This is a genomic window from Serratia sp. DFXYC6 (assembly GCF_057196085.1).
This window is the reverse complement of the sequence record NZ_JBXUNV010000001.1, coordinates 1,177,670-1,200,600: the sequence shown is the minus strand read 5'-3', so window position 1 is coordinate 1,200,600 and position 22,931 is coordinate 1,177,670. Positions and strand designations below refer to the sequence as shown.

Annotated in this window: 23 protein-coding genes; 12 read left to right on the top strand and 11 right to left on the bottom strand. The window is 56.6% G+C overall.

Annotated features, from left to right (window positions below; genetic code table 11):
* The first annotated feature begins 815 nt into the window (after positions 1-815).
* Positions 816-992: a GhoT/OrtT family toxin gene (locus AC2CGQ_RS05905; RefSeq protein WP_015378105.1), complete on the top strand. Its 177-nt coding sequence runs from the start codon at positions 816-818 to the stop codon at positions 990-992.
* Positions 993-1,256: 264 nt separating this feature from the next.
* On the opposite strand, the gene AC2CGQ_RS05900 is transcribed toward AC2CGQ_RS05905, so the two are convergent.
* Complete coding sequence (locus AC2CGQ_RS05900; RefSeq protein WP_015378107.1) at positions 1,257-1,550, bottom strand: hypothetical protein; 294 nt, start codon at positions 1,548-1,550, stop codon at positions 1,257-1,259.
* A 225-nt stretch (positions 1,551-1,775) separates the two neighbouring features.
* On the opposite strand from AC2CGQ_RS05900, the gene AC2CGQ_RS05895 reads away from it, so the two are divergent.
* The 3 genes from AC2CGQ_RS05895 (at position 1,776) to AC2CGQ_RS05885 (ending at position 4,396) form a co-directional block, all read left to right on the top strand.
* On the top strand, positions 1,776-2,258 hold the full coding sequence (locus AC2CGQ_RS05895; RefSeq protein WP_004932246.1) for a hypothetical protein: 483 nt from the start codon (positions 1,776-1,778) through the stop codon (positions 2,256-2,258).
* 306 nt (positions 2,259-2,564) lie between these two features.
* On the top strand, positions 2,565-3,125 hold the full coding sequence (locus tag AC2CGQ_RS05890) for a 3'-5' exonuclease (protein WP_033632864.1): 561 nt from the start codon (positions 2,565-2,567) through the stop codon (positions 3,123-3,125).
* Positions 3,126-3,202: 77 nt separating this feature from the next.
* Complete coding sequence (locus AC2CGQ_RS05885; protein WP_015378110.1) at positions 3,203-4,396, top strand: multidrug effflux MFS transporter; 1,194 nt, start codon at positions 3,203-3,205, stop codon at positions 4,394-4,396.
* Between the two features lie 8 nt (positions 4,397-4,404).
* On the opposite strand, the gene dadX is transcribed toward AC2CGQ_RS05885, so the two are convergent.
* Both dadX and AC2CGQ_RS05875 read right to left on the bottom strand, forming a co-directional pair.
* Positions 4,405-5,478 (bottom strand): catabolic alanine racemase DadX, encoded by a 1,074-nt coding sequence (dadX, locus tag AC2CGQ_RS05880; RefSeq protein WP_015378111.1) that lies wholly within the window; start codon positions 5,476-5,478, stop codon positions 4,405-4,407.
* A gap of 76 nt (positions 5,479-5,554) precedes the next feature.
* Positions 5,555-6,859, bottom strand: coding sequence for a D-amino acid dehydrogenase (locus AC2CGQ_RS05875; RefSeq protein WP_028127472.1), 1,305 nt, complete (start codon positions 6,857-6,859; stop codon positions 5,555-5,557).
* Positions 6,860-7,397: 538 nt separating this feature from the next.
* On the opposite strand from AC2CGQ_RS05875, the gene AC2CGQ_RS05870 reads away from it, so the two are divergent.
* Positions 7,398-7,715 (top strand): antibiotic biosynthesis monooxygenase family protein, encoded by a 318-nt coding sequence (locus AC2CGQ_RS05870; RefSeq protein ID WP_015378113.1) that lies wholly within the window; start codon positions 7,398-7,400, stop codon positions 7,713-7,715.
* A 46-nt stretch (positions 7,716-7,761) separates the two neighbouring features.
* On the opposite strand, the gene zinT is transcribed toward AC2CGQ_RS05870, so the two are convergent.
* Positions 7,762-8,412: a metal-binding protein ZinT gene (gene zinT / locus AC2CGQ_RS05865; protein WP_021503861.1), complete on the bottom strand. Its 651-nt coding sequence runs from the start codon at positions 8,410-8,412 to the stop codon at positions 7,762-7,764.
* 298 nt (positions 8,413-8,710) lie between these two features.
* On the opposite strand from zinT, the gene AC2CGQ_RS05860 reads away from it, so the two are divergent.
* A complete protein-coding gene (locus AC2CGQ_RS05860) occupies positions 8,711-10,246 on the top strand; it encodes a SpoVR family protein (protein ID WP_015378115.1) in 1,536 nt (511 codons plus the stop codon).
* 57 nt (positions 10,247-10,303) lie between these two features.
* Here the strand turns inward: AC2CGQ_RS05860 and fadR are convergent, their stop codons facing one another.
* On the bottom strand, positions 10,304-11,023 hold the full coding sequence (gene fadR / locus AC2CGQ_RS05855; protein WP_004932271.1) for a fatty acid metabolism transcriptional regulator FadR: 720 nt from the start codon (positions 11,021-11,023) through the stop codon (positions 10,304-10,306).
* Between the two features lie 243 nt (positions 11,024-11,266).
* Between fadR and nhaB the strand changes: the two genes are divergently transcribed.
* From nhaB to AC2CGQ_RS05840, 3 genes are all read left to right on the top strand, one after another.
* Entirely contained in the window at positions 11,267-12,832 is a 1,566-nt protein-coding gene (nhaB, locus tag AC2CGQ_RS05850; RefSeq protein ID WP_033632859.1) for a sodium/proton antiporter NhaB, read from the top strand.
* A 120-nt stretch (positions 12,833-12,952) separates the two neighbouring features.
* A complete protein-coding gene (gene dsbB, locus AC2CGQ_RS05845; RefSeq protein WP_004932277.1) occupies positions 12,953-13,483 on the top strand; it encodes a disulfide bond formation protein DsbB in 531 nt (176 codons plus the stop codon).
* 702 nt (positions 13,484-14,185) lie between these two features.
* The gene (locus AC2CGQ_RS05840) at positions 14,186-14,947 is read left to right on the top strand and encodes an aspartyl/asparaginyl beta-hydroxylase domain-containing protein (RefSeq protein ID WP_166445181.1); all 762 of its coding nucleotides are present in this window, start codon (positions 14,186-14,188) and stop codon (positions 14,945-14,947) included.
* A gap of 113 nt (positions 14,948-15,060) precedes the next feature.
* On the opposite strand, the gene AC2CGQ_RS05835 is transcribed toward AC2CGQ_RS05840, so the two are convergent.
* The 4 genes from AC2CGQ_RS05835 to AC2CGQ_RS05820 all read right to left on the bottom strand — a co-directional run bounded on the left by AC2CGQ_RS05835 (position 15,061) and on the right by AC2CGQ_RS05820 (position 17,668).
* On the bottom strand, positions 15,061-15,507 hold the full coding sequence (locus AC2CGQ_RS05835; RefSeq protein ID WP_004932284.1) for a YcgN family cysteine cluster protein: 447 nt from the start codon (positions 15,505-15,507) through the stop codon (positions 15,061-15,063).
* Between the two features lie 122 nt (positions 15,508-15,629).
* Positions 15,630-16,286, bottom strand: a complete 657-nt coding sequence (locus AC2CGQ_RS05830) for a fumarylacetoacetate hydrolase family protein (protein ID WP_004932286.1) — start codon at positions 16,284-16,286, stop codon at positions 15,630-15,632.
* A 58-nt stretch (positions 16,287-16,344) separates the two neighbouring features.
* Positions 16,345-17,307 (bottom strand): lytic murein transglycosylase, encoded by a 963-nt coding sequence (locus tag AC2CGQ_RS05825; RefSeq protein ID WP_228392594.1) that lies wholly within the window; start codon positions 17,305-17,307, stop codon positions 16,345-16,347.
* Positions 17,308-17,395: 88 nt separating this feature from the next.
* Positions 17,396-17,668: a YcgL domain-containing protein gene (locus AC2CGQ_RS05820; RefSeq protein WP_004932294.1), complete on the bottom strand. Its 273-nt coding sequence runs from the start codon at positions 17,666-17,668 to the stop codon at positions 17,396-17,398.
* 136 nt (positions 17,669-17,804) lie between these two features.
* On the opposite strand from AC2CGQ_RS05820, the gene minC reads away from it, so the two are divergent.
* The 3 genes from minC to minE are packed head-to-tail and all read left to right on the top strand — an operon-like array spanning position 17,805 to position 19,611.
* Positions 17,805-18,500, top strand: coding sequence for a septum site-determining protein MinC (gene minC / locus AC2CGQ_RS05815; RefSeq protein WP_004932297.1), 696 nt, complete (start codon positions 17,805-17,807; stop codon positions 18,498-18,500).
* A 25-nt stretch (positions 18,501-18,525) separates the two neighbouring features.
* A complete protein-coding gene (gene minD / locus AC2CGQ_RS05810; RefSeq protein ID WP_004932300.1) occupies positions 18,526-19,338 on the top strand; it encodes a septum site-determining protein MinD in 813 nt (270 codons plus the stop codon).
* Positions 19,339-19,341: 3 nt separating this feature from the next.
* Positions 19,342-19,611, top strand: a complete 270-nt coding sequence (gene minE / locus AC2CGQ_RS05805) for a cell division topological specificity factor MinE (protein ID WP_004932303.1) — start codon at positions 19,342-19,344, stop codon at positions 19,609-19,611.
* 237 nt (positions 19,612-19,848) lie between these two features.
* Here the strand turns inward: minE and rnd are convergent, their stop codons facing one another.
* Positions 19,849-20,970, bottom strand: coding sequence for a ribonuclease D (gene rnd, locus AC2CGQ_RS05800; RefSeq protein ID WP_015378121.1), 1,122 nt, complete (start codon positions 20,968-20,970; stop codon positions 19,849-19,851).
* Positions 20,971-21,051: 81 nt separating this feature from the next.
* The gene (gene fadD, locus AC2CGQ_RS05795) at positions 21,052-22,740 is read right to left on the bottom strand and encodes a long-chain-fatty-acid--CoA ligase FadD (protein ID WP_004932309.1); all 1,689 of its coding nucleotides are present in this window, start codon (positions 22,738-22,740) and stop codon (positions 21,052-21,054) included.
* Positions 22,741-22,931 lie beyond the last annotated feature (191 nt).

The following is a 22,931-nucleotide window of genomic DNA, read 5'->3' as shown; positions in this document are numbered from 1 at the left end:
TCATCTCATAGGAAAGCGCCGCAGGCAGATGAACGGCCCCGCAAGGGGCGAGCCTGGCTGCCTTCGACGCCACGCAGTCCCCCTTTTATATAGTCAGCCTCATGGCGTTCAGCAATAGCTACGACGAGTTAACGTCCCCGATTTCCCACCGCCGCCACGGCTTATCGAAGCGGCTTACGCCGCAAGGCCGGGAAAAAACAGGATTAAAACTAGGATTTTTACCCATACCGATCTAAAATTTCGCGCAAAAACAAAGAGAAGTAAATTTGGCTCACCGGGAAAAGGAATGAAGTTGTGAAGGAAATGATCTCCATCGTTTTTATGGCATGCCTGCTGGCGCTGCTGTTTTCGTGGCTGTTCGTCTACGGTCTTAACATTCATTAAACCCGTAACGACAACCATCCCCCTCCCTGGCGGGCAAGCGGCGCATCGCGACCGATGCGCTAAAACCGGCGCCTGAAGGGTTCACGTACCGCCAAACCCGACGCCACCTCACCTTAGCCTTGCCGTCCGCAAATACATCATTAATTTTTATGAGTCATAACCCCACCGCGTTTCCCCCTTCACCGACTCTTTAACTGCTCAGCGGAGTTCACTCCAGAGGGATGGCTTGCCTGACGCAAGATGTTACCGGTAACTATGCTGTTGATTTCTTTTGGCAATAAACATAAAGCCGCTAATAACCCTACGTTCTTTATAGAAATAAATTATGCATACTTATGGATAAAGGTTTGAATAAAGGGCCTTTGGTCATTGATTATCACCCGCCAAGCTCCTAGAATTCGCGCGTAAAAATACAACTGGGATCGGGTTTCATGTCGCCGCTGTGGGTTGCAACGCAATACTGTTATTTTATTGGTCTGTTAGTTTCTATGGTTTTCACCTACCTGGTTAGCCGGGACACCGTCAAAATTCGCTGTATCAGCGCACTGACCATCGGGTTAACCTGGCCGTTGAGCCTGCCGGTGGTGTTGCTGTTTTCGCTGTTCTAACGCCCCAATGCCGCGCGCTGGCTTTTAAACAGTCATATTAATGAAAAGAGGCTGACCACCGGCGTCATGGTTTTTGGCGTGGGATAAAAAAGTGCCAGCGCAAGGCTGGCATGAAAACGGGAAGCAATGTGAGCAATGTCGTGCCGGATCGGGGGGCACAGAAGGAGACAACCCTTTTCCCCTCACCGGCGAATAAAATGATAATACGTCTCATTATTGAATGCAAAGTCATTTCCCCAGGCAACTTTCCCCTTTGAGAAACTATCAGCCGCGCGGCGATCGCCAGCGCTGATACAATCGCCCCGCCCCCCACACCAGCAGCCAGAGCAAAGCGTTCAACCCCAACCATAGCATCAGCAAGTAGAAGAAAGTCTGATAGCCGGGTATGCCCCGATCGGCCAAAAACGGGTTGAAGTGAAAAAATTTGACGATCGCGAACGGATTAAGATTGAAACGGTTGAACACGACCGCCGTCAGCAACGGTGGCAATAGCGTATAAAACGCCAGGCTGAACAGCAGCAGAATTTTTGTGCCCGAAGTGTTTTTATAATCTTTCATATCAATAAATTATATCTGTCATCATAATGCAAAAACCGCCAGGCATTCGTACGCCAATCGACCCCGCGGGCGCAAAAGAGTTCCAGGCCAACGCGGAAATAAAGCCGATCCCGCGTTTAATTGTCATTTAGCGCTCGGGTGATATATACCCTGTGGATTTTAAATTACGATGTCGCCGCGCCGTCTTCAAGCACAGCGTTTACATGGCATCATCAGGAGGCATTAATGAAACCGGACGCACTCTCCCTGCCGCCGACCCCGAAAAAGCTCAAGGTCATCTACGGCTGGTATATTTATGTGATCTATATCCTGCTGGTTTTCAACATTTATATGGCGGTCTACAACGTCTGCGTTCGGCACCCGATCGAGGCCCCGCTGCTGTCGCTGTTTCACAGCCTGTTTCTCGCGTTGATGCTGCAGCAGGTGCTCAAGAAGAACGTCGTTTTCGCCTGGATCTTGCTGAGCTATTTTATTCTGATGCGCCTGTATTACGCCAATGTGCTGCATGTTGAGTTCACGTTGGTGAGCCGTTGCCTGGTGCTGCTGATTCTGACGCTGCTGCTGACCGGCGCCGTAGCCGTCGGGCAACTGTCCACGCCGCCGCAGCGGCATGACTGGCTGGCGCGGCTGGGCTGGCGGCAATGGGGGGCGCTCACGGCGCTGGCGGCCATCCTGACGCCGCTGATTACCACCGACTATCTGGGATAAACTGGGGGCTATTTGGGAATATGAGGTTCGGAAATGTCTACGACGCGGCATATTTTGGTGTAGTTACCCGCCTTCTCACAGATCTTGTCCGTGACGAACATGCTAAGGTAGCCCAGCAACAGCAAGTAGCCGGCCATGCACAGAATAAAGATAAGCGTTCTCACCGATAGCGACCAACCTGACAAGAGTATCACGAGCATCATAACCTGAACGAGGCGCTTTAAAAGGATTTCATGTGCGCACCGGCCGCATCGGCGCACGTTCTGTAGTAACATTAAGCCACCACGCCCACCACCGGAAACGCCGATGCACCATCTGATGTTAGACATTGAAACCCTGGATATAAAACCCAGCGCCGTCATTCTGGTGGTTGCGGCGGTGTTTTTCGATCCCCGGACCGGGGCGCTGGGCGCCGAATTCGAAACCGCCGTCAGCAGTCAGAAAGACCAACCGGGCCGTACCATCAGCCTGGACACGGTCGCCTGGTGGGCGAAACAGTCCGATGAAGCGCGCAAACAGGCCTTCGGCGGCACCGAGAGCCTGAAGCGCGTGCTGAGCAGCCTCAGCCGCTTTATCCATATGAACAGCACCGACACGGTGAAAGTCTGGGGCAACGGCAAAGAGTTCGACTGCGCGATCCTCGAACACGCCTTCCAGCAGTTGGAAATGCCCTGCCCGTGGAAGTTTTGGGATACTCAGGACGTGCGCACGGTGATCACGCTGGCGGAACTGCATGGCTTTAACCCGAAAAAGGCTCGCCCGTTCGAAGGTATGCCGCATCGTGCGCTGGATGATGCTCGCCACCAGGCCCGTTATGTGGCCGATACCGTCTCAGCGCTCTATTATCGTCAGGGGGCGCAGCGCTGACCCGCTTTGCCCCTTTTCATTTGCCGCCAGAGTCTCTACTCTAGCCCTCTTTGTCACTCGGACGTGCCTTTTCTGTTATGCAAAAGTTTCTGTTTATGCTTCTCAGCCTGGTGCTGCTCGGCCCATTAGGCATCGATCTTTATCTGCCGACGATTCCCGCTATTGCCGTCGGTCTGGGCAGCAGCGAAGCGCTGATCCAATCCACCATATCGCTATTTATTCTGGTGCTTGGCCTCGGCCAGGTCATCGCCGGCCCGCTGGTGGATAACTATGGCCGCAAACCGGTGGCGCTGGCCGGCATTATCCTCTACATGATCGGCGCCGCGATGGCGGCGCTGGCCACCAGCCCGACGATTTTCATCGCTTCGCGTCTGCTGCAAGGGGTGGCCGTTTGCTGTACCGCCGTCGTCGCCTTCAGCGGCGTGCGCGATCGCCTGAATGGCGATGACGCCGCCCGCGCTTTCGGCTTTCTTAACGGCACGCTGAACATCATCCCGGCGCTGGCGCCGCTGCTCGGCGGCCTGCTCGCCGAAGCCTTCGGCTGGCGCGCGCCCTTCTGGTTCCTGGTCGGCTACGCGCTGCTGGTGTTGGCGCTCATCGCGCTGCGCCTGCCGGAAACTCGCCCCGCCGACACCGTGCCGGTCAAGGGGTTGCCGGTGCGTCAATACGCGCGCATCCTCAGCGAACGGCGTTTCCTCTCTTTTGCGGTGGTGAACTCCGGGGCGATGGGCATGGCGCTGACCTACGTTTCTCTGGCACCGAACGTGCTGATGGGCACCGCCGGCCTGACGCCGCTGCAATTCTCGCTGGTGTTCGGCGCCAACGGTTTCTGGATCATGCTGGTCAGCTTCTTCGCCAACCGCATCATCCACAAGGTCGGCCGCCCGGTTTGTCTGGCGACCGGCGGCATGTTGATGGGACTGGGCTGTCTGGGCCTGCTGCTGGGCGTCATGCTGCTGCCCGCGACGGCGCAAACGCACTGGCTGACGTATATGCTGCCAGTCGCCAGCGCCTGCGCCGGGTTGGCATTCGTGATGGGCCCGGCCACCAGCTACGCGTTGGAACCCTACTCCAATGAGGCCGGCGTCGCGTCCGCGCTGGTCGGTTTCGTGCAGATGGCGGGCGGCGCCGCGCTGGGTCTGGTGGCGATGGCGTTGCCGCTGCAACCCAAGCTGTCGCTGGCGCTGGTGATGCTGGCGGGCTGCCTGCTGGCGCTACACGCGCGGCGGCTCAGCAAGCAGATTAAAGGGCAGATCAGAAAAGTCGCCTGAGCCCCGGCTCAGGCTTCGATGGCGACCGGCACTCGCGCCGCTAACGCCGACAGCAGTTCATAGCCTAACGTCCCTGCCGCCGTGGCCACCTCATCCACCGGCAGGCGTTTCCCCCACAGCTCGACTTCGGCGCCCAGTTCGACTTGCGGACAGGGCGTCAGATCCACCGCCAGCATATCCATCGATACCGTTCCCAGGGTGCGCGTCAGCACGCCGCCAACCCATACCGGCGTACCGGTCGGCGCATGACGCGGATAGCCGTCGGCGTAACCGCAGGCCACCACACCGATACGCTGTGCGCCTGCGGCGCTGTAACGGCCACCGTAACCCACACGATCGCCAGACTTCAGCTGCTGAATGCCGATGATTTCACTGCTCAGCGTCATCGCGGGCTGCAGCCCCGTCGCCGCAATGTCATTCCAGCAACCGCTCGGCGAAGCGCCATAGAGAACGATCCCAGGACGGATCCAACTGCCGTGGGTCGAAGGGTGCCACAGCGTGGCGGCCGAGTTGGCCAAGCAGCGCGGCAACGGTATATCGTTAGCCGCCGCCTCGATGGTGGCCATCTGCTGCGTCACGCCTTCGGGGCCGTCGGCGGTGGCGAAATGGCTCATCAGCGTAAGCTCGGCAATGTTGGCTACCGCCTGCGCCCTGCGCCACACCTCATGCAGCCGCTCGGGTGCGAACCCCAGCCGATTCATGCCACTGTTCACTTTCAGATAGACATTGAGCGGCGCGTTCAGCGTGGCGTCGGCGATCGCCGCCAGTTGCCAGTCGCTGTGCACCGCCGTCGTCAGGCGATAACGGTCAAGCAACGCCAGATCCTGCGGCTGGAAGAAGCCTTCCAACAACAGGATAGGCCCTTGCCAACCCGACTCGCGCAGCAGCACCGCTTCGGCCAGATCCAGCATGGCGAAGCCGTCGGTTTGCGCCATGCTGCGCCAAACGTGTTTGATGCCGTGGCCATAGGCGTTAGCCTTGACCACCGCCCAGACTTTGGCGCCGGGGGCGAAACGGCGCACCACCTGCAGGTTATTTTCAATCGCGCCGAGATGCATCGTGGCGGTTATGGGACGGGGCATCGCTTCTCCTTGGGGCAGCGTACGGCGGCCACGCGCGCCTGCGCGTGGCCGGGAAAGTCTATGACAGAGTCAACGATTAACGTGCGGGATGCACGTCGTTCAGCGGAACCGCGTGTTGCTGACGAAACCCGGCGCTGTAACGCGCCACCGCCAAGTCATCGGAAGGGATCGCCGGCGTAATGCCGGACATCAGATCGGACAACAACTGCCCGGAGCCACAGGCCATCGTCCAGCCCAACGTGCCATGCCCGGTATTGAGATACAGGTTCTTCAGCGAGGTGCGGCCGACAATTGGCGTACCGTCCGGCGTCATCGGCCGCAGGCCGGTCCAGAACGTTGCCTCTTCCACTCGGCCGCCGTTCGGGTAGAGATCGCGCACCACCATTTCCAGCGTTTCGCGCCGTTTTTGCTCCAGCTGCGTATTGAAACCGACGATCTCCGCCATGCCGCCAACGCGAATGCGCTGGTCGAAGCGTGTGATGGCGATTTTATACGTCTCATCCAATACCGTAGAGAACGGCGCCGCCGCTTCGTCGGTGATAGGAATGGTCAACGAATAGCCCTTCAGCGGGTAAACCGGAATGGACACCAGGCCGCGCAGCAGTGCCGTGGAGTATGAGCCGAACGCCACCACATAGCTGTCGGCCTTGAACACTTCCTCGCCGCACTGCACGCCGGCGATCTTGTCGCCCTCCACCAGCAGACGATCGACGCTGCGGTTGAACAGGAAGGTGACGCCCGCCTGCTCTGCCATCTTCGCCAACTGTTGCGTAAACAGCTGGCAATCGCCGGTTTCGTCGTTCGGCAACTGCAGGCCACCGGTCAGCTTGTGCGCCACCTGCGCCAGCGCCGGCTCGACGCTGCCGAGCTGGCCGGCTTCCAGCAATCTGTAAGGCACGCCGGCATCTTCCAATACCGCAATGTCTTTCGCGGCGTTTTCGAACTGTTGTTGAGTGCGAAACAGCTGCAGCGTGCCGCCCTGACGACCTTCGTACTGGATGCCGGTTTCCTGACGCAGCGCCTTGATACAATCGCGGCTGTATTCCGCCAGGCGCACCATGCGGCCTTTGTTGGTCATGTAGTGTTCGGTGTTGCAGTTTTTCAACATCTGCCACATCCAGCTCAGCTGGAAGCTGCTGCCGTCGAGGCGGATGGCCAACGGCGCATGGCGCTGGAACATCCACTTGATGGCCTTCAGCGGCACACCCGGCGCCGCCCAGGGGGCAGCATAACCCGGTGAAATCTGCCCGGCGTTCGCCGCGCTGGTTTCCAGTGCGGGGCCTGGCTGACGATCGATCACCGTCACCTCATGCCCCGCCTTCGCCAAATACCAGGCACTGGCTACGCCCACCACTCCACTACCTAAAATTACCACTCGCATCGCTGACTCCAGCCCAAGGCTTCACAAAGCATAATCTTCTGCTTACAGGAAATTAACTCAGTGAAAAAATCCGTCCAACAACTTCGTCATCAAACGTGACAATATTCACAATTAATTTATCGTCGATGGGTCATGTATTTGCAATAGCCGTCTGCAAATAGCGATAAGATGCGGTTTAGAGGGGATTATGGCGTCATACCGCCACTGAATTGATATCAACGCTATCAATGATAGCACTCAAAAAAGGCGTAATAAGCAACATTGATTTAACAGAATATAAAAATACCAGCCAACATTTAAATAGAATAAAAATCTAATAAAATAAAAAATACCAACATAACAAACAAAGAGAGCCCCCTCCCTCCGCAGCAGAAAAATCGCGCAAAATTTCAGCTGCCGTTAACCTTGCTTTCAGTGCCGGAATAAAACACCCGAGCCCTTGGCCCGCCGTTTATGTTGAACGCTGCAGCACGATATGAACGTTAAAGCCAGAAGCAGCGCCTAAAGTTCACACTGTCGCTATTGTGGAGAACGTCTTATGTTCATCGCCATCTACCAGTTTTCAGTCAAACCCGGACACGAGCACGCCTTTCGCCAGGCTTGGCTAGCGTTGACCCAAGGTATCTATCTGCAGCGCGGCAGCCTTGGCTCGCGCCTGCATCGGGATGTGGGCGGGCAGTTTATCGGCTATGCGCAATGGCCAAGCCGAGTCGCATGGGAAAGCGCCGGTGATATTCAGTTGGATGAACGCTACCTGCAAGCCCGGGAACGAATGCGTGCGACCTTGTTGGCAGATAAAACGCTATTTGAAATGGAAGTGACGGACGATTACCTGCAAATCAGACCGTTTGACTGAGCACAAGCCCACACAGGCGGGCTTGTGGTTGCGGGAACGAGCAGCATCAATGATGCAGCATCTCATCCACGACTTCTTTGGTTTGCAGTTGGAATGGGTAGTAAGTCGGCCAGTTATCCATCTCTTTCAGCAACGCTTCCTGCGACGTGTTGCCCATAAAGATATGGAAATGCGCCGATTTGCGCGGGCCGATAATGTGATCGCTGAACTGCACGAATTTCGGCGCCAGGCTGCCGGCATCCTGGCATTCAAACAGATAACGCACGCCCTTTTTACCGGAAACATACGTCAGGATCTTATGCCCGGCGTACTTATACTGACAGGCGCTGGATTGGTCACCGCGGTGAAATTCCATGATGCCGTTTTCAATGCCGATGGTATCCACATCGGTGGCATACCCTTTGCGGTAATACGCCTTCACCTCTGCGAAGGTTTTGCTCTTATCCTGCGCCGCTTTCTTCTTGAACACCGGGTCAAGATCCCCATTAAGCAGATAGGGATACACGGATTGCCATACGCCCTCCCAGTCGGCCAGATCGCGATCTTTGACGTCCTTATCGTCGAACACGCCTCCCTCCGCCTTTTTTTCCGCCTCCGTCAGCGGCTTGCCATGTGAATGATGCCCGTGGGCGCATGCCTGCCCGCTGATAAACAACGCGGCCAGCGCCACCGCCAGTTTGCCAAAATGCCTCGCCAAAATGCGCTCCTTGTCCGTTATCGAGAAAAATTAAAAGTTACAATATAACATAACAATTTTCAATCCTTGTCGTGCATCAGGCATTGTGTTGCGCCCCCCTGCCGCAGGGTTATACTCGAAGAGGAAGTGCGGTGCCGCACCGCCTTCTGCCGGGACAGGCGCCGGATTGACCGCCGTTCGCTCCTTTGCGTACCGGCATTTTTATTTCACTGATTTGCAATGGTTAATTATGACTTGAACTATGCTTGTTACAGGGTCTGCCGTTTGAGCAAGACCCGTGAATAATGAGGGTGCGCTGATGACTACTTCAACACATGAAAAGGTTAAGGATGATAAACGTCTGAGCGATGGACCGGACTGGACGTTCGAACTGCTGCAGGTGTATTTGGAGCAGATCGACCGCGTCGCCAAGCATTACCGACTCGACACCTACCCCCATCAAATCGAGGTGATCACCTCCGAGCAGATGATGGACGCCTATTCGAGCGTCGGCATGCCGATCAACTATACCCATTGGTCCTTCGGCAAGAAGTTCATCGAAACCGAACAGCGCTACAAACAGGGCCAGCAAGGGCTGGCGTATGAAATCGTCATCAACTCCAATCCCTGCATCGCCTACCTGATGGAGGAGAACACCATCACCATGCAGGCGCTGGTGATGGCGCACGCCTGCTATGGCCACAACTCGTTCTTCAAGAATAACTATCTGTTTCGCAGCTGGACCGACGCCAGCTCCATCGTCGATTATCTGCTGTTCGCCCGCCACTACATCAGCCAGTGCGAAGAGCGCTACGGCGTCGATGAAGTGGAGCGACTGCTGGACTCTTGCCATGCGCTGATGAACTATGGGGTCGACAGGTACAAGCGCCCGCAGAAAATCTCCCTGGTGGAAGAGAAAGCGCGCCAGAAAAGCCGCGAAGAGTATCTGCAAAGCCAGGTGAATACGTTATGGAAGACCTTGCCACGCGTTGAACGCGAAGAGTCGCCGGAGCAGGCGCGCCGGTACCCGAGCGAACCGCAGGAAAATATCCTCTATTTTATCGAAAAGAATGCACCGCTGCTGGAACCCTGGCAGCGTGAGGTGTTGCGCATCGTGCGCAAGGTCAGCCAGTATTTCTACCCGCAAAAGCAGACTCAGGTGATGAACGAGGGTTGGGCCACCTTCTGGCATTACACCATCCTCAACCATCTGTACGACGAGGGCCGAGTGACCGAGCGGTTTATGCTGGAGTTTTTGCACAGCCACACCAACGTGGTGTATCAGCCGCCGTACAACAGCCCGTACTATAACGGCATCAACCCTTATGCGCTGGGCTTCGCCATGTTCCAGGATATCAAGCGCATCTGCCAGTCGCCGACCGAAGAAGACCGCTACTGGTTCCCGGACATCGCCGGAAAAGACTGGCTGGAGACATTGCACTTCGCCATGCGCGACTTCAAGGACGAGAGCTTTATCAGCCAGTTCCTGTCACCCAAAGTGATGCGCGATTTCCGGTTGTTCACCGTGCTGGACGACGATCGCAACAACTATCTGGAGATTGCCGCAATCCATAACGAAGCCGGTTACCGGGCGATCCGCCAGGAGCTGTCAGCGCAATACAACTTGAGCAACCATGAGCCGAACATTCAGATCTGGAACGTGGATCTGCGCGGTGACCGCTCGCTGACATTGCGCTACATCCCGCAGGAACGCGCGCCACTGGATAAGAGCCGCCGCGACGTGTTGAAGCACCTGCATCGCCTGTGGGGCTTCGACGTGATCCTCGAGCAGCAAAATGATGACGGCAGTGTAGAGTTGCTCGATCGCTGCCCGCCGCGGCCTACGCCGCTGTAACCGCCACAACGACAAAGGGCGCCGCATGGCGCCCTTTCTTATTTCATTGACTCGCGATTAACGACGCGCTTCGGTCAGATCGCTCGGCATGGTGCCCTGCATGCTCTGCCAAATCGCTCCGCTGTCTTTACCGTAGCTGCGCACGGTATCCATCACCTGGTCGTACAATTTCTCATGGCACAGCGTGGACAGCTTGCTGTAGAAGGCCAGCGCCAGCTTGCGCGCTTCCGGATTGGAGAAGTAGTAACGGCCCACGCGGGTGTACAGCCCTTTCAGACCGTTGAAGATCAGGCCGTAGATCGGGTTGCCGGAAGCGAACGCCAGACCGCGGAAGATCTCGTAATCGAGCAGATTGAAAGCGTCCGCCTGATCTTCTACCTCGGCGGCCTTCGCCAACACTTCCTGGGCCTGCTCAGGATGATTGCGCACCGCGGCGCGAATAAAGATCGACGCGATATTGGTGCGCACGGACAGCAGGTTATCGATCAGCTGAGGGACGCTTTTGTGATCGAGACGGGCCACCGTCTCAAGGATATTGAGGCCGGACGTTTCCCAAAAATTGTTCACTTTGGTCGGTTTACCATGCTGAATGGTCAACCAGCCATCGCGGGCCAGACGTTGCAACACTTCACGTAACGTGGTGCGCGTGACGCCAATCAACTCCGAAAGCTCACGCTCCGCGGGCAAAATAGAGCCAGGGGGGAAGCGATTATTCCAAATACTCTCAATAATGTACTCTTCCGCGAAACCGGCAGGACTCTGCGCCTTTATGACCATGTGTTTGACGTTCCGTTGCGACGATAAAATCAGTAAAAGTAATCAGCTCATCATACCAGATCGTGCTGACATGACATAGCGTGAGCGAAAAACAATAAACGAAAGTGTGCATAACGTGGCAAAAAACGCGCAAAAACACCGGCCCTGAGAAATTTGCCGCCGTAAAACAAGCTCCGGTTGCGCCCGCCCCCGCCGCGTTGTTAGGGTACGTGCTACGACTGATTGAAGGATGCATAGAGCACAATGGAAACAACCCTGCGTAGCGCCCTGCTCAAAAATTTTCTGGGGCAATCTCCCGACTGGTACAAACTGACCATTCTCATTTTTCTGGCGATCAACCCCCTGGTGTTCTTTTTCGCCAGCCCGTTTATCGCGGGTTGGCTGCTGGTGGTCGAGTTCATCTTTACCCTGGCGATGGCGTTGAAATGTTACCCGTTGCTGCCTGGCGGCCTGCTGGCGCTCGAGGCCGTGGCCATCGGCATGACCAGCCCGGCGCAGGTCTCGCAGGAAATCGAACATAATCTGGACGTGTTGCTGCTGCTGATCTTTATGGTGGCCGGCATCTACTTTATGAAGCAACTGCTGCTGTTCGTGTTCACCAAGCTGCTGCTCAACATCCGCTCGAAAACGCTGCTGTCGCTGGCGTTCTGCCTGGCCGCTGCCTTTCTTTCCGCCTTCCTCGACGCGCTGACGGTCGTGGCGGTGGTGATCAGCGTGGCCACCGGCTTCTATTCCATCTATCACAACGTGACATCGAATCGCCCCGACGGCGACATCGGCGATGACAGCGATTTTACCGGCGAAGAGCGCAAACAGACGCTGGAGCAATTCCGCGCCTTTCTGCGCAGCCTGCTGATGCACGCCGGCGTCGGCACCGCGCTCGGCGGTGTCATGACCATGGTAGGCGAGCCGCAAAACCTGATCATCGCCAAAAACGCTGGCTGGGGTTTTATCGATTTCTTCCTGCGAATGGCGCCGGTCACGCTGCCGGTGTTGGTGTGCGGCCTGCTGGTTTGTTGGCTGGTAGAACGTTTTCGCCTGTTTGGCTACGGCGCGCAGCTACCGGAAGCGGTACGCGACGTGCTGAAAGAGTATGACCGCAAGGCCACTGCGGGTCGTAGCAAACAAGAACGACTCAAACTGGTGATGCAAGCGCTGATCGGCGTTTGGCTGGTGCTGGCGCTGGCCTTCCACCTGGCTGAAGTGGGGCTGATTGGCCTGTCGGTCATCGTTCTCGCCACCTCCCTGTGCGGCGTGAACGACGAGCACGCCATCGGCAAAGCGTTCCAGGAAGCGCTGCCGTTCACCGCGCTGCTGACGGTGTTTTTCACCGTGGTCGCGGTCATCATCGAGCAGCACCTGTTCAGCCCGGTGATCCAGTTTGTGCTGCGCGCCGAGCCCGCTTCTCAGCTTTCGCTGTTCTACCTGTTCAACGGCCTGCTGTCGTCGGTTTCCGACAACGTGTTCGTCGGCACGGTTTACATCAACGAGGCGCGCACCGCGCTGGAAACCGGCGCTATCGGGCTGAAGCAGTTCGAGCTGCTGGCGGTCGCCATCAATACCGGCACCAACCTGCCCTCGGTCGCCACCCCTAACGGGCAGGCGGCGTTTCTGTTTCTGCTGACGTCTGCGCTGGCGCCGCTGGTGCGTTTGTCGTATGGCCGCATGGTATGGATGGCCCTGCCTTATACGGTGGTGCTGACGGTGGTTGGCCTGCTGTGCGTCCAGTTCACCTTGGAACCGGCGACCGAGCTGTTGACGCAGTGGCATTGGCTGACGCTGCCGTCCATCGACGCCGTCGGCCACTGAGACGGCGCCGGCAGGGTGAACCGACTATTTTTACGCTGAATCCGGCCCAGGTGGCTGGCAGCGAAGAGGAATTGGTTTACACTGCCGGTTCAATTGCTTACTGCATGGAAGAATCTAGATATGTTGCAATTCTTTAACCGCTGTTCACAAGGACGCGGCGCCTGGCTGCTGATGGCCCTGACAGCGTTGGTGTTGGAACTGGTCGCGCTCTATTTCCAGCACGTTATGCTGCTGCAGCCGTGCGTGATGTGCATTTACGAGCGTTGCGCGCTGTTCGGTATCCTCGGCGCCTCGCTGGTGGGCGCCATCGCGCCGAAAACGCCGCTGCGCTACGCGGCGATCTTGCTGTGGATCTACAGCGCCTGGGAAGGCGTACAGCTGGCGTGGAAGCACACCATGATCCAGTTGCATCCTTCGCCATTCAATACCTGCGATTTCTTCGTCAGCTTCCCGTCATGGCTGCCGCTGGACAAATGGCTGCCGGCGGTGTTCCACGCTTCCGGTGACTGCTCCGTGCGTCAATGGCAATTCCTGACGTTGGAAATGCCGCAATGGTTGGTCGGCATCTTCGGCGCCTATCTGCTGGTGGCGCTGATTGTGCTGATCGCGCAGTTTGTTCGCCCACGCCGCCGCGACCTGTTCGGCCGCTGATCGGCAGACAAACAAAAAACGGCGCCGGAAGGCGCCGTTTTTTTAGGTATTGCTGCCACATTCCGAGATAAAGCCACCTCAGGTATGTGTAAGGAAGTAAACGAGCACGATCAGCGCTCCAGCTACGGCAAACAGGCGGATCATTTTCATTGTTATACTCTCGAACTTGCGGGAGAGCGGCCAAATTACCCAACTTATCGTTTAAAAAGAAGCATCCCGGCACAGTTAAGCGCGTAATTTACATAACATTAAGCTTCTGCGATATCGGCGACTAAAAACTGGCCATTCTGGCACCTTCCTTTCAGCCTTCGAGCATCAATAAATTACCGTTACTTATGAACGACTGCACCTTTGTCACATTCAGAGCACAATATTTTGGTGAAGTTTACCCATAAAATCCTTATAGTATCGGCAAAGTGAGTACTACCGATTTCCCTGGTGTTGTTGTGTGTCTTGCCCCTCATCTTTGCAGGGGCTTTTTTCCCCCCCTCCTCCCTCACACAAGCCCTTACCATCCTTAAATAAATTGTTGGAATTTGCCTCTATCCGGCAGCAAGCATCAACGCTATTCGCGCACTAAAGATTAAAATCGTTCGCGATGCTTTCCCTATGCTAAATGACGTGTTGACTTTCACCCTTTCTTCCTGTGAGCCAGGTTTTGGCTGACTACAGCACAACATATGACATCAAGGACACGATACTATGCCGGATACCACATTGCCCCCTTCGTCTCAGCGCCCCTTCCTGCGGCGCATGCTGCTCAAAGCCGGGAAAAAATTCCTGCGCTGGAACGGCGAATTTCAGACTCGCCATTCGCTCATCTCCACCACGCCGCGGATCGGTAATCATGAATTTCATTGGGTGACGGCGCTGGAAGCCCGTTGGCCGGCCATTCGCGAGGAGTTGGATCGGTTGCTGGAGCACCCGGAGGATATCCCAGCGTTCCACCAAATATCGCCGGATCAGAAACGCATCTCTAAAGGAGATAACTGGAAAACCTTCGGGCTGTTTGTCTACGGGCAACGGGTTGATGAAAACTGCGCCATCTGCCCGCGCACGGCAGAGGCGGTCAGCGAGATCCCGGGCATGCGCACCGCCATGTTTTCAATCCTCAAACCGCACTATCACATCGTGCCCCACAAGGGCCCGACTCGAGCCGTCGTGCGCGCGCATCTGGGATTGATCGTGCCAAAGGATCGGGACAAGCTCTGGATCCGCGTTGACGACCAAATTCTGCACTGGGATGAAGGCAAGGTGATTTTGTTTGATGATTCTTATGAACACGAGGTCCGCAATGATACCGACGAGCTGCGTGCGGTGCTGTTTCTCGATGTCGACCGGCCAATGGACAAAGTGGGCACGGCGGTGAATAAACTGCTGTTCAGCCTGATCAAAGCCAGCCCGTATGTGAAGCAGCCGCTGAAAAATCTGGCCAACTGGCATCGCCGAGATAAAAAAGTGTGAAGCAAGAGTCTCACGCGCGTAAGCTCAATAACCAAGAGGGCGGAATGTCTTAACACGCCGCCCTCTGGCATTAAAACTCGTGTTGCCTAGCAACATCTGTCAAGGTATCCGCGTTATCTGGCCCAGTCCGGCTTGTTGAGGATATGATCCTGCCAGTCCACCACTTCACTCTCGCGCACCGCAATATGCCGCACCGTGATGCGCTCGCCGTGCATCGCCGCTTTGGAGCCGCTGATCAGCGGGTGCCAGGGAAACAGCGGCTTGCCTTCGCCAATAAGGCGATAGGCGCAGGTCGGCGGCAGCCAATCGAAGGTAGTGAGGTTCTCGCGCGTCAGTTTGATGCAGTCTTCTTCCAGCTCGAAGCGCCGCTCATAGTTACGGCATTGGCAGGATTTGATGTTGAGCTGGTTGCAGGCTACGTTGGTAAAATAAATCTCGTCGGTATCTTCGTCGATCAGCTTATTCAAACAGCATTGCCCGCACCCGTCGCACAGCGATTCCCACTCTTGTTCTGACATTTCCGCCAGCGTTTTCTGTTGCCAAAAAGCGAGTTGTGACATGTTAGCGTCCGGTTTCGGTAAATGGATAAGTCACCTGCGCGCAGGTTCGAGGGGGGACTATATAGACATTTTAGCCACAAGATGCAAGCTTTGCCGCCGACGATGCCGGCGGCAAGGAGAAATCAGATCACCCGGGTGCTGAGCGTTTTGCCGTTCAGGCTGATTTTCAGCATGTCGCCGGAAGCCATCGGCCCCACGCCCTGCGGCGTGCCGGTCAGGATGATGTCACCGGCGCGCAGCGTGAAGAAGCGGCTCATGTAGCTGATAAGCGGCAGGATTGGCGTGATCATGTCGCGCGTATTGCCCTGCTGGCGCAATTGATCGTTGACGGTCAACGACAGCTCGGCGTTTTGCGGATCGCCGAATTCCGCCACCGGGATAAATCCCGACATCGGGCAGGAACCGTCGAAGGCCTTGGCCTTTTCCCACGGCTGACCGGCCTTTTTAAAGCCCGCTTGCAGATCGCGCAGCGTCAGATCGAGCGCCACACCGTAACCGGCGATCGCCCGCGCAACGCGATCTTCGTTGGCCTGTTTCAACGGCGTGCCGATCAATACCGCCAGCTCCACCTCATGATGCACCGCACCGAACTCTTTGGGGATGGCCACCGGCTGGCGAATATCACACAACGCCGTTTCCGGTTTGATAAACACCACCGGTTCGACGGACACCGCGCTGCCCATTTCCTTGATGTGATCGGCGTAGTTGCTGCCGACGCAGACCACCTTGTTCACCGGGAAATCGAGCAACGAACCCTGCCAGTCTCTATGTTGATACATACCGCTTCTCCCAAACTGTAGAGGCTTGGCGCGCCAAGCCGATTATTGGTGTGCCGGATCAATGCCCGATCGCGTCTGCCATCATACCCACGGCGAGAGCGAAATAGTAAGAGCGATTCCAGTGCATGAGGGTGCGGAAATTATCATAGACCAGGAACGTCCGCCCCTGCAGATCATCCGGCGCGATAATCCAACCGCGCTGCACGGCATGCGGCAACGCACTGCCATCCGCGCGGCGCACGCCGCGTTTCTGCCAGTCGTTGACGCTGCGCGCCTGCGCGTCTTTCAGGCCCAGTTCGGCCGGGTTGAAACCGGCGGGCAATTTGACCTCGCGCCCCCAACCGATGCCGGGCTGCCAACCCTCTTTGGACAAATAGCTGGCTGTAGACGCGAAAACGTCGTCAATGTTATTCCAGATATCGATGCGCCCGTCGCCGTCGCCATCCGCAGCGTAGCGCAAGAAGGAGCTCGGCATAAACTGGCATTGCCCCATCGCGCCGGCCCAGGAGCCTTTCAGCGGCGTATCGCCGACGTGCCCCTGCTCAACTATCTGCAGCGCCGCCATCAGTTCCTGGCTGAAAAAAGCTTCACGGCGCCCTTCAAACGCCAAGGTCGCCAGCGCAGACACCACGTCTTCCCGCCCCTGAATCTTGCCGTAGGCGCTCTCCATCCCCCACAGCGCGATGATATAACGCCCTGGCACCCGATAGCGCTCGCTGGCCCGTAACCATTGCGCATGGCGCAGCCGATACAGTTCGCGCCCCTGGCGCACCTTGGCGGGCGACATCACCCGCCGTAGATAGTCGTCCAGGGTTACCTTCTGCTCCGGCTGATTGCGATCGGCCTTGATCACCCGATCGACGAAATGGATTTGCGCAAACGCGCGATCAAGGGTGGCCTGACTGATGCCCTGTTCCCGCGCCCGGCGCTTAAGTTGATCGACATACGCCGGGAACTGCGCCGGATCGCGGCCGCTCGCCGCCAGCGTCGTCTCCTGCGCCGCCTGCGATGCGCCGGGCATCAGCACCCCGCCCAGCGCCAACCAGGCGGCCAATACGGTCTTTCTCGCCGAACGTGTCATCGCGCCTCCCCTGGCCGTGGCGACTGTCTCAGGCCTTATCGCCCGCCAGATGCTGATTGAGCAGGTTTTCAACCGGCGGCGGGAACTGCAGATAATAGCCTTCGTCTTTCAACGCCTGCTTCACCTTTTCGATATCCGCCGAGGCCAATTTTTTGCGCTCATCGAGCGACAGCATCATGGCGAATTGCGGCACGCCGAAACTTTTCATCAGCTCTTCCGGCACACGAGAGAAATCGTCTTTTTTTTCGACATAAAGATAAGTTTGATCGCGTTTCGGGCTTCTATAGATCACACAAAGCATTTTTTTAACTCTATTTAATTGAGGGAGCGTCTTGCCTGGATATAACTCTGACTATAACATGCTTATAGTACATCGGAATATCGCACCCCGAGTGGTATTCCGGGGATTTAAAGTTGCTGAGACTGAGTCAGGATAGATGTCACAATCGCCAATTGAGCTAAAAGGCAGCAGTTTTACCCTATCGGTTGTTCATTTGCATAATTCGCAGCCCGAGGTAATACGCCAGGCGTTACAGGAAAAAGTTGAGCAAGCGCCCGCTTTTCTGAAAAACGCCCCTGTTGTTATCAACGTCGCAACGCTGGAAGGCGATGCGAACTGGAAAGAACTTCAACAGGCTGTCGCGGCAGCAGGTCTGCGCGTTGTGGGTATCAGCGGTTGCAGAGATGAGCGTCAAAAGCGCGCGATAGCCCGCGCCGGGCTGCCGCTGCTGAGCGAAGGCAAAGGCCAGAAAATGGCGGCGCCGGAGCCTGCGCCAGCGCCCGTGGTGGCGGATAACGCCCCCGCCAAAACGCGCATCATCAGTACGCCTGTCCGCTCCGGCCAACAGATTTACGCCCGCAACAGCGATCTTATCGTGACCAGCAGCGTCAGCGCCGGCGCCGAATTGATTGCCGACGGCAATATTCATGTCTACGGCATGATGCGCGGTCGCGCACTGGCAGGCGCGTCAGGCGACACGCAATGTCAGATTTTTTGCACCCACCTGGCGGCTGAGCTAGTCTCTATCGCAGGGCAGTACTGGTTGAGCGACCAAATCCCGTCCGATTACGTCGGGCAGGCCGTACGACTCAGCCTGTTGGATAACGCTTTAACCATACAACCTTTAAATTAAGCCCTTTTGACAAGGAATCCATTTCATGGCACGCATTATTGTTGTTACATCGGGTAAAGGGGGCGTTGGCAAGACCACTTCGAGCGCGGCCATCGCTACCGGCCTGGCCCAAAAAGGCAAGAAAACCGTCGTGATCGATTTCGATATCGGTCTGCGTAATCTTGACCTGATCATGGGCTGCGAACGTCGGGTAGTTTATGATTTCGTGAACGTGATTCAGGGCGATGCCACGCTGAATCAGGCGTTGATCAAAGACAAACGCACTGAAAACCTCTATATCCTGCCGGCTTCGCAGACACGCGACAAAGACGCGTTAACCCGTGAAGGCGTTGAAAAAGTCCTCAACGATCTCGGCGAGATGGATTTTGACTTCGTGGTCTGCGACTCACCGGCCGGTATCGAAACCGGTGCGCTGATGGCGCTGTATTTCGCCGACGAAGCTATCATCACCACCAACCCGGAAGTGTCTTCGGTACGCGACTCCGACCGTATCCTGGGCATTCTCTCTTCCAAATCACGCCGCGCTGAGAAAGGCGAATCGCCTATCAAGGAACACCTGCTGCTGACCCGTTACAACCCGGGCCGCGTCAGCCGTGGCGACATGCTGAGCATGGAAGACGTGCTGGAAATCCTGCGCATTCCGCTGGTGGGCGTAATCCCGGAAGACCAGTCCGTACTGCGCGCTTCCAACCAGGGTGAGCCTGTCATTCTGGATGCCGAGTCAGACGCCGGTAAGGCGTATGACGATACCGTTTGCCGCTTGTTGGGGGAAGAACGCCCATTCCGCTTCATTGAAGAAGAGAAGAAGGGTTTCCTGAAACGCCTTTTTGGGGGATAAACCATGGCCTTATTAGACTTCTTTCTGTCCCGCAAAAAACAGACAGCCAATATAGCCAAGGAACGGCTGCAGATTATCGTCGCTGAGCGTCGCCGCGGGGACAGTGAGCCCCCGTATCTGCCTGATTTGAAACGCGATATTCTGGCGGTTATTTGCAAATACATTCAGATCGATCCTGAAATGCTGCATGTGCAGTTCGAGCAGAAAGGGGACGATATTTCGGTACTTGAACTTAACGTGACATTACCGGAATCGGAAGAAGCAGCTAAATGATTGCGACGCATTAATTACCCCCTGTATATTTTATGCAGGGGGTAACTGTATGTGCATCCAGTTATTAAGCATTATCGGCAGCAAAAAATCGATTTTTCCCTTTGGGACAATTCCCAATTAACTTTGCCGCCACCTCGTTTAAAGTAAATTCTGGCCAGATTTACCTTCAACGCATTATTTCCTGCCTATATTCACCCGAGCAGAGTTTCCCTACCCTGCCCTGGTGATAACCAGCGATTAATAATCTTTCAGGATGTCCTGCAACGGCACCATTAATAAATCGCCGCGCCAGCCGCTGATTAATTCAGGGCGACTCTCGCCGTCCTTCAGTTTCCAATGCCAGTTCAACAATTGGTTAATTTGGCGACGGGATGCCAGCAGCTCGCTGCTCAACCCGCTTTGCTCGCTGACGGTAGCGATCGCCGCCTTGATGTCTTTGAACACCTTCTTGTAGCCCGGCTGATCGATAAGGTTGGCCAACGGCGCCGGCAACTCGGACTCGTCCAGCGCTTCGGCCTCCGCCACCAGCGCCAGCAGCGTTTTACCGTGATAACGGATCTCCGGCCCGCTCAGACCCAGCGAATCCAGTTCTCCCAGCGAAGACGGCATATAGCGCGCCACCTGCCACAGGTTCTCCTCACGCACCACAAAGTTCACCGCCAGATCGCGCTCACGCGCCTGGCGCAGCCGCCATTCCGCCAACTTCTGCAGACAACCGAGCTGACGCGGGCGCAGCTGCCAGGCGTTGCTGATTTCGCGATAGGCCAATGCCGGCGCCAGCGTCTCGCTACGGCGCTGGCACAGCAGCAGGCACTCGTTATTGGCCGCCGCGGTCCAACCGGCCTCTTCGGTCTCCTGCACCAACTGTTTAGCCATCGGCAGCAGATAGAACACGTCGGCGGCCGCGTACACGCATTGCCTTTCGGTCAGCGGGCGCGCCAGCCAGTCGGTGCGCGACTCGCTCTTGTCCAGCTCAACCTTCATATACTCCGCCACCAGCGTCGCGAAGCCACAGGAGAGCGGCCGGCCGGTAAAGGCAGCCAGGATCTGAGTGTCGACCATCGGCGTCGGCAGCGTTTTAAAGGCGTTGAGAAACACTTCGAGATCTTCACTGCCGGCATGCAGGAACTTCACCACGGCGGTGTCGGCCAGCAGGTCGACAAACGGCTGCCATTGCTTGATCGGCAGAGGATCGATAAGGGAGAGTTGTTCACCGTCGTAGAGCTGGATCAGGCCCAGCTGCGGATAGTAGGTGCGCGTTCTGACAAACTCGGTGTCCAGCGCAATCTGGGCATGCTTTCTCGCCTGCTCGCAGACCTGCTGCAATCCGGCATCGGTAGTGATCAACTGATAATTCAAAACATCATTCTCTTGTAGGATTCAAACACAACAACGCCGGCATTCACCGGCGTTGTTGATAGTCAGGCGCGAGAGCGACACCTAGGCGGCATCGGCCGGCTTCGGCGTTTTTAGCTCATCGCGCAGTTCTCGCCGCAAAATCTTGCCGACGTTAGACTTCGGCAGTTCATCGCGGAACTCAACAATTTTAGGCACTTTATACCCGGTCAGGTGCCGACGGCAATGGGTCAACAGCTCTTCCTTGGTCAGCGAGGCGTCTTTCTTCACCACGCAGATCTTCACCGTTTCGCCGGAGACCTCGCTCGGCACACCGATCGCCGCACATTCCAGCACTTTCGGATGCTGGCTGACCACGTCCTCGATCTCGTTCGGGTAAACGTTGAAACCGGAGACCAGGATCATGTCTTTCTTGCGGTCGACGATGCGCACGAACCCCTGCTCGTCTACGGTCACCACATCGCCGGTCGCCAACCAGCCATCTTTCAGCACTTCGTCGGTGGCGTCCGGACGCTGCCAATAGCCTAACATAACTTGCGGCCCTTTGACCCACAGTTCGCCCGGTTCGCCCGGCGGTACATCCTGGCCATTGTCGTCCACCAGACGAATGTCCGTCGACGGCACCGGCAGGCCGATGCTGCCGCTGTAGTGTTTCAGATCGTAAGGGTTACCGGCCACCAACGGCGCGCACTCCGTCAGGCCATAACCTTCCAGCAGGTGTTTACCGGTGGTTTTCTCCCACTTCTCGGCCACCGCTTTTTGCACCGACATGCCGCCGCCGACCGAGAAACGCAGCGTAGAGAAATCGAGCTTGTGGAACTCTTCGTTGTTCAGCAACGCGTTGAACAGCGTATTCACCCCGCTCATGGCGGTGAACGGATATTTGCCCAGTTCTTTCACCAGCCCCGGAATGTCGCGTGGGTTGGTGATCAGCAAATTGCGCCCGCCCAGATCGATAAACAGCAGGCAGTTCACCGTCAGCGCGAAAATGTGATACAGCGGCAACGCCGTCACCACCAGTTCCTGCCCTTCGCGGAACAGCGGCGAATAGGCGGCCTTGGCCTGCTCGAGGTTGGCCTGCATGTTGCGGTGCGTCAGCATCGCGCCCTTCGCCACCCCGGTGGTGCCGCCCGTATATTGCAGGAAGGCCAGATCGGCATTAATGATGTCCGGTTTTACATACTGCAGGCGGCGGCCGCGCTGCAGCGCGCTGCGGAAGGAAATGGCGTCCGGCAGGTTGTATTTGGGCACCAGGCGCTTGACGTACTTGACCACGAAGTTGACCAGCGTACCTTTGGCGGCCGACAGCTGATCGCCCATGCGCGTCAGGATCACGTGTTTGACCTGAGTGTTGAACACCACTTTTTCCAGCGTATGGGCAAAGTTGGAAACGATGACGATGGCGCTGGCGCCGCTGTCGTTCAACTGGTGCTCCAGCTCACGCGGGGTATACAGCGGGTTGACGTTGACCACCACCATGCCGGCGCGCAGAATGCCGAACAGGGCGATGGGGTATTGCAACAGGTTAGGCATCATCAGTGCGACGCGGTCGCCCTTCTTCAGGCCCAGTTCATTTTGCAGGTAAGCCGCGAAAGCCCGGCTGCGTTCTTCCAGTTTGCGGAAGGTCATCACCTCGCCCATATTGATAAAGGCGGGCTGATCGGCATAGCGCTGCACGGCATGCTCAAACATTTCGATCAACGACGAATAGCGATCGGCATCAATCTCTGCGGGCACATCTGCCGGATACCGTTTTAACCAGACCTTATCCAAGGTATTACTCCTGAAATCATTACTAATTATCATCGCAGCCCTCAAACTCGCAGCCTAACCATAACAATATTTTAACTCAGCAGACCAGTTCGGGTTTTAAACATTATTCAGGTTGCGATGTACGTCACTAATTGTCGGATATTCCTTATCCCAAAAAACAAAAGGGCGGCCTGAGCCGCCCTGTCAAATGT

Coding starts and splice junctions, on each gene's coding strand:
- AC2CGQ_RS05905 (WP_015378105.1), top strand. CDS start 816: ATGTCGCCGCTGTGGGTTGCAACGCAATACTGTTATTTTATTGGTCTG.
- AC2CGQ_RS05900 (WP_015378107.1), bottom strand. CDS start 1,550: ATGAAAGATTATAAAAACACTTCGGGCACAAAAATTCTGCTGCTGTTC.
- AC2CGQ_RS05895 (WP_004932246.1), top strand. CDS start 1,776: ATGAAACCGGACGCACTCTCCCTGCCGCCGACCCCGAAAAAGCTCAAG.
- AC2CGQ_RS05890 (WP_033632864.1), top strand. CDS start 2,565: ATGCACCATCTGATGTTAGACATTGAAACCCTGGATATAAAACCCAGC.
- AC2CGQ_RS05885 (WP_015378110.1), top strand. CDS start 3,203: ATGCAAAAGTTTCTGTTTATGCTTCTCAGCCTGGTGCTGCTCGGCCCA.
- dadX (WP_015378111.1), bottom strand. CDS start 5,478: ATGCCCCGTCCCATAACCGCCACGATGCATCTCGGCGCGATTGAAAAT.
- AC2CGQ_RS05875 (WP_028127472.1), bottom strand. CDS start 6,859: ATGCGAGTGGTAATTTTAGGTAGTGGAGTGGTGGGCGTAGCCAGTGCC.
- AC2CGQ_RS05870 (WP_015378113.1), top strand. CDS start 7,398: ATGTTCATCGCCATCTACCAGTTTTCAGTCAAACCCGGACACGAGCAC.
- AC2CGQ_RS05860 (WP_015378115.1), top strand. CDS start 8,711: ATGACTACTTCAACACATGAAAAGGTTAAGGATGATAAACGTCTGAGC.
- fadR (WP_004932271.1), bottom strand. CDS start 11,023: ATGGTCATAAAGGCGCAGAGTCCTGCCGGTTTCGCGGAAGAGTACATT.
- nhaB (WP_033632859.1), top strand. CDS start 11,267: ATGGAAACAACCCTGCGTAGCGCCCTGCTCAAAAATTTTCTGGGGCAA.
- dsbB (WP_004932277.1), top strand. CDS start 12,953: ATGTTGCAATTCTTTAACCGCTGTTCACAAGGACGCGGCGCCTGGCTG.
- AC2CGQ_RS05840 (WP_166445181.1), top strand. CDS start 14,186: ATGCCGGATACCACATTGCCCCCTTCGTCTCAGCGCCCCTTCCTGCGG.
- AC2CGQ_RS05835 (WP_004932284.1), bottom strand. CDS start 15,507: ATGTCACAACTCGCTTTTTGGCAACAGAAAACGCTGGCGGAAATGTCA.
- AC2CGQ_RS05830 (WP_004932286.1), bottom strand. CDS start 16,286: ATGTATCAACATAGAGACTGGCAGGGTTCGTTGCTCGATTTCCCGGTG.
- AC2CGQ_RS05825 (WP_228392594.1), bottom strand. CDS start 17,307: ATGCCCGGCGCATCGCAGGCGGCGCAGGAGACGACGCTGGCGGCGAGC.
- AC2CGQ_RS05820 (WP_004932294.1), bottom strand. CDS start 17,668: ATGCTTTGTGTGATCTATAGAAGCCCGAAACGCGATCAAACTTATCTT.
- minC (WP_004932297.1), top strand. CDS start 17,805: ATGTCACAATCGCCAATTGAGCTAAAAGGCAGCAGTTTTACCCTATCG.
- minD (WP_004932300.1), top strand. CDS start 18,526: ATGGCACGCATTATTGTTGTTACATCGGGTAAAGGGGGCGTTGGCAAG.
- minE (WP_004932303.1), top strand. CDS start 19,342: ATGGCCTTATTAGACTTCTTTCTGTCCCGCAAAAAACAGACAGCCAAT.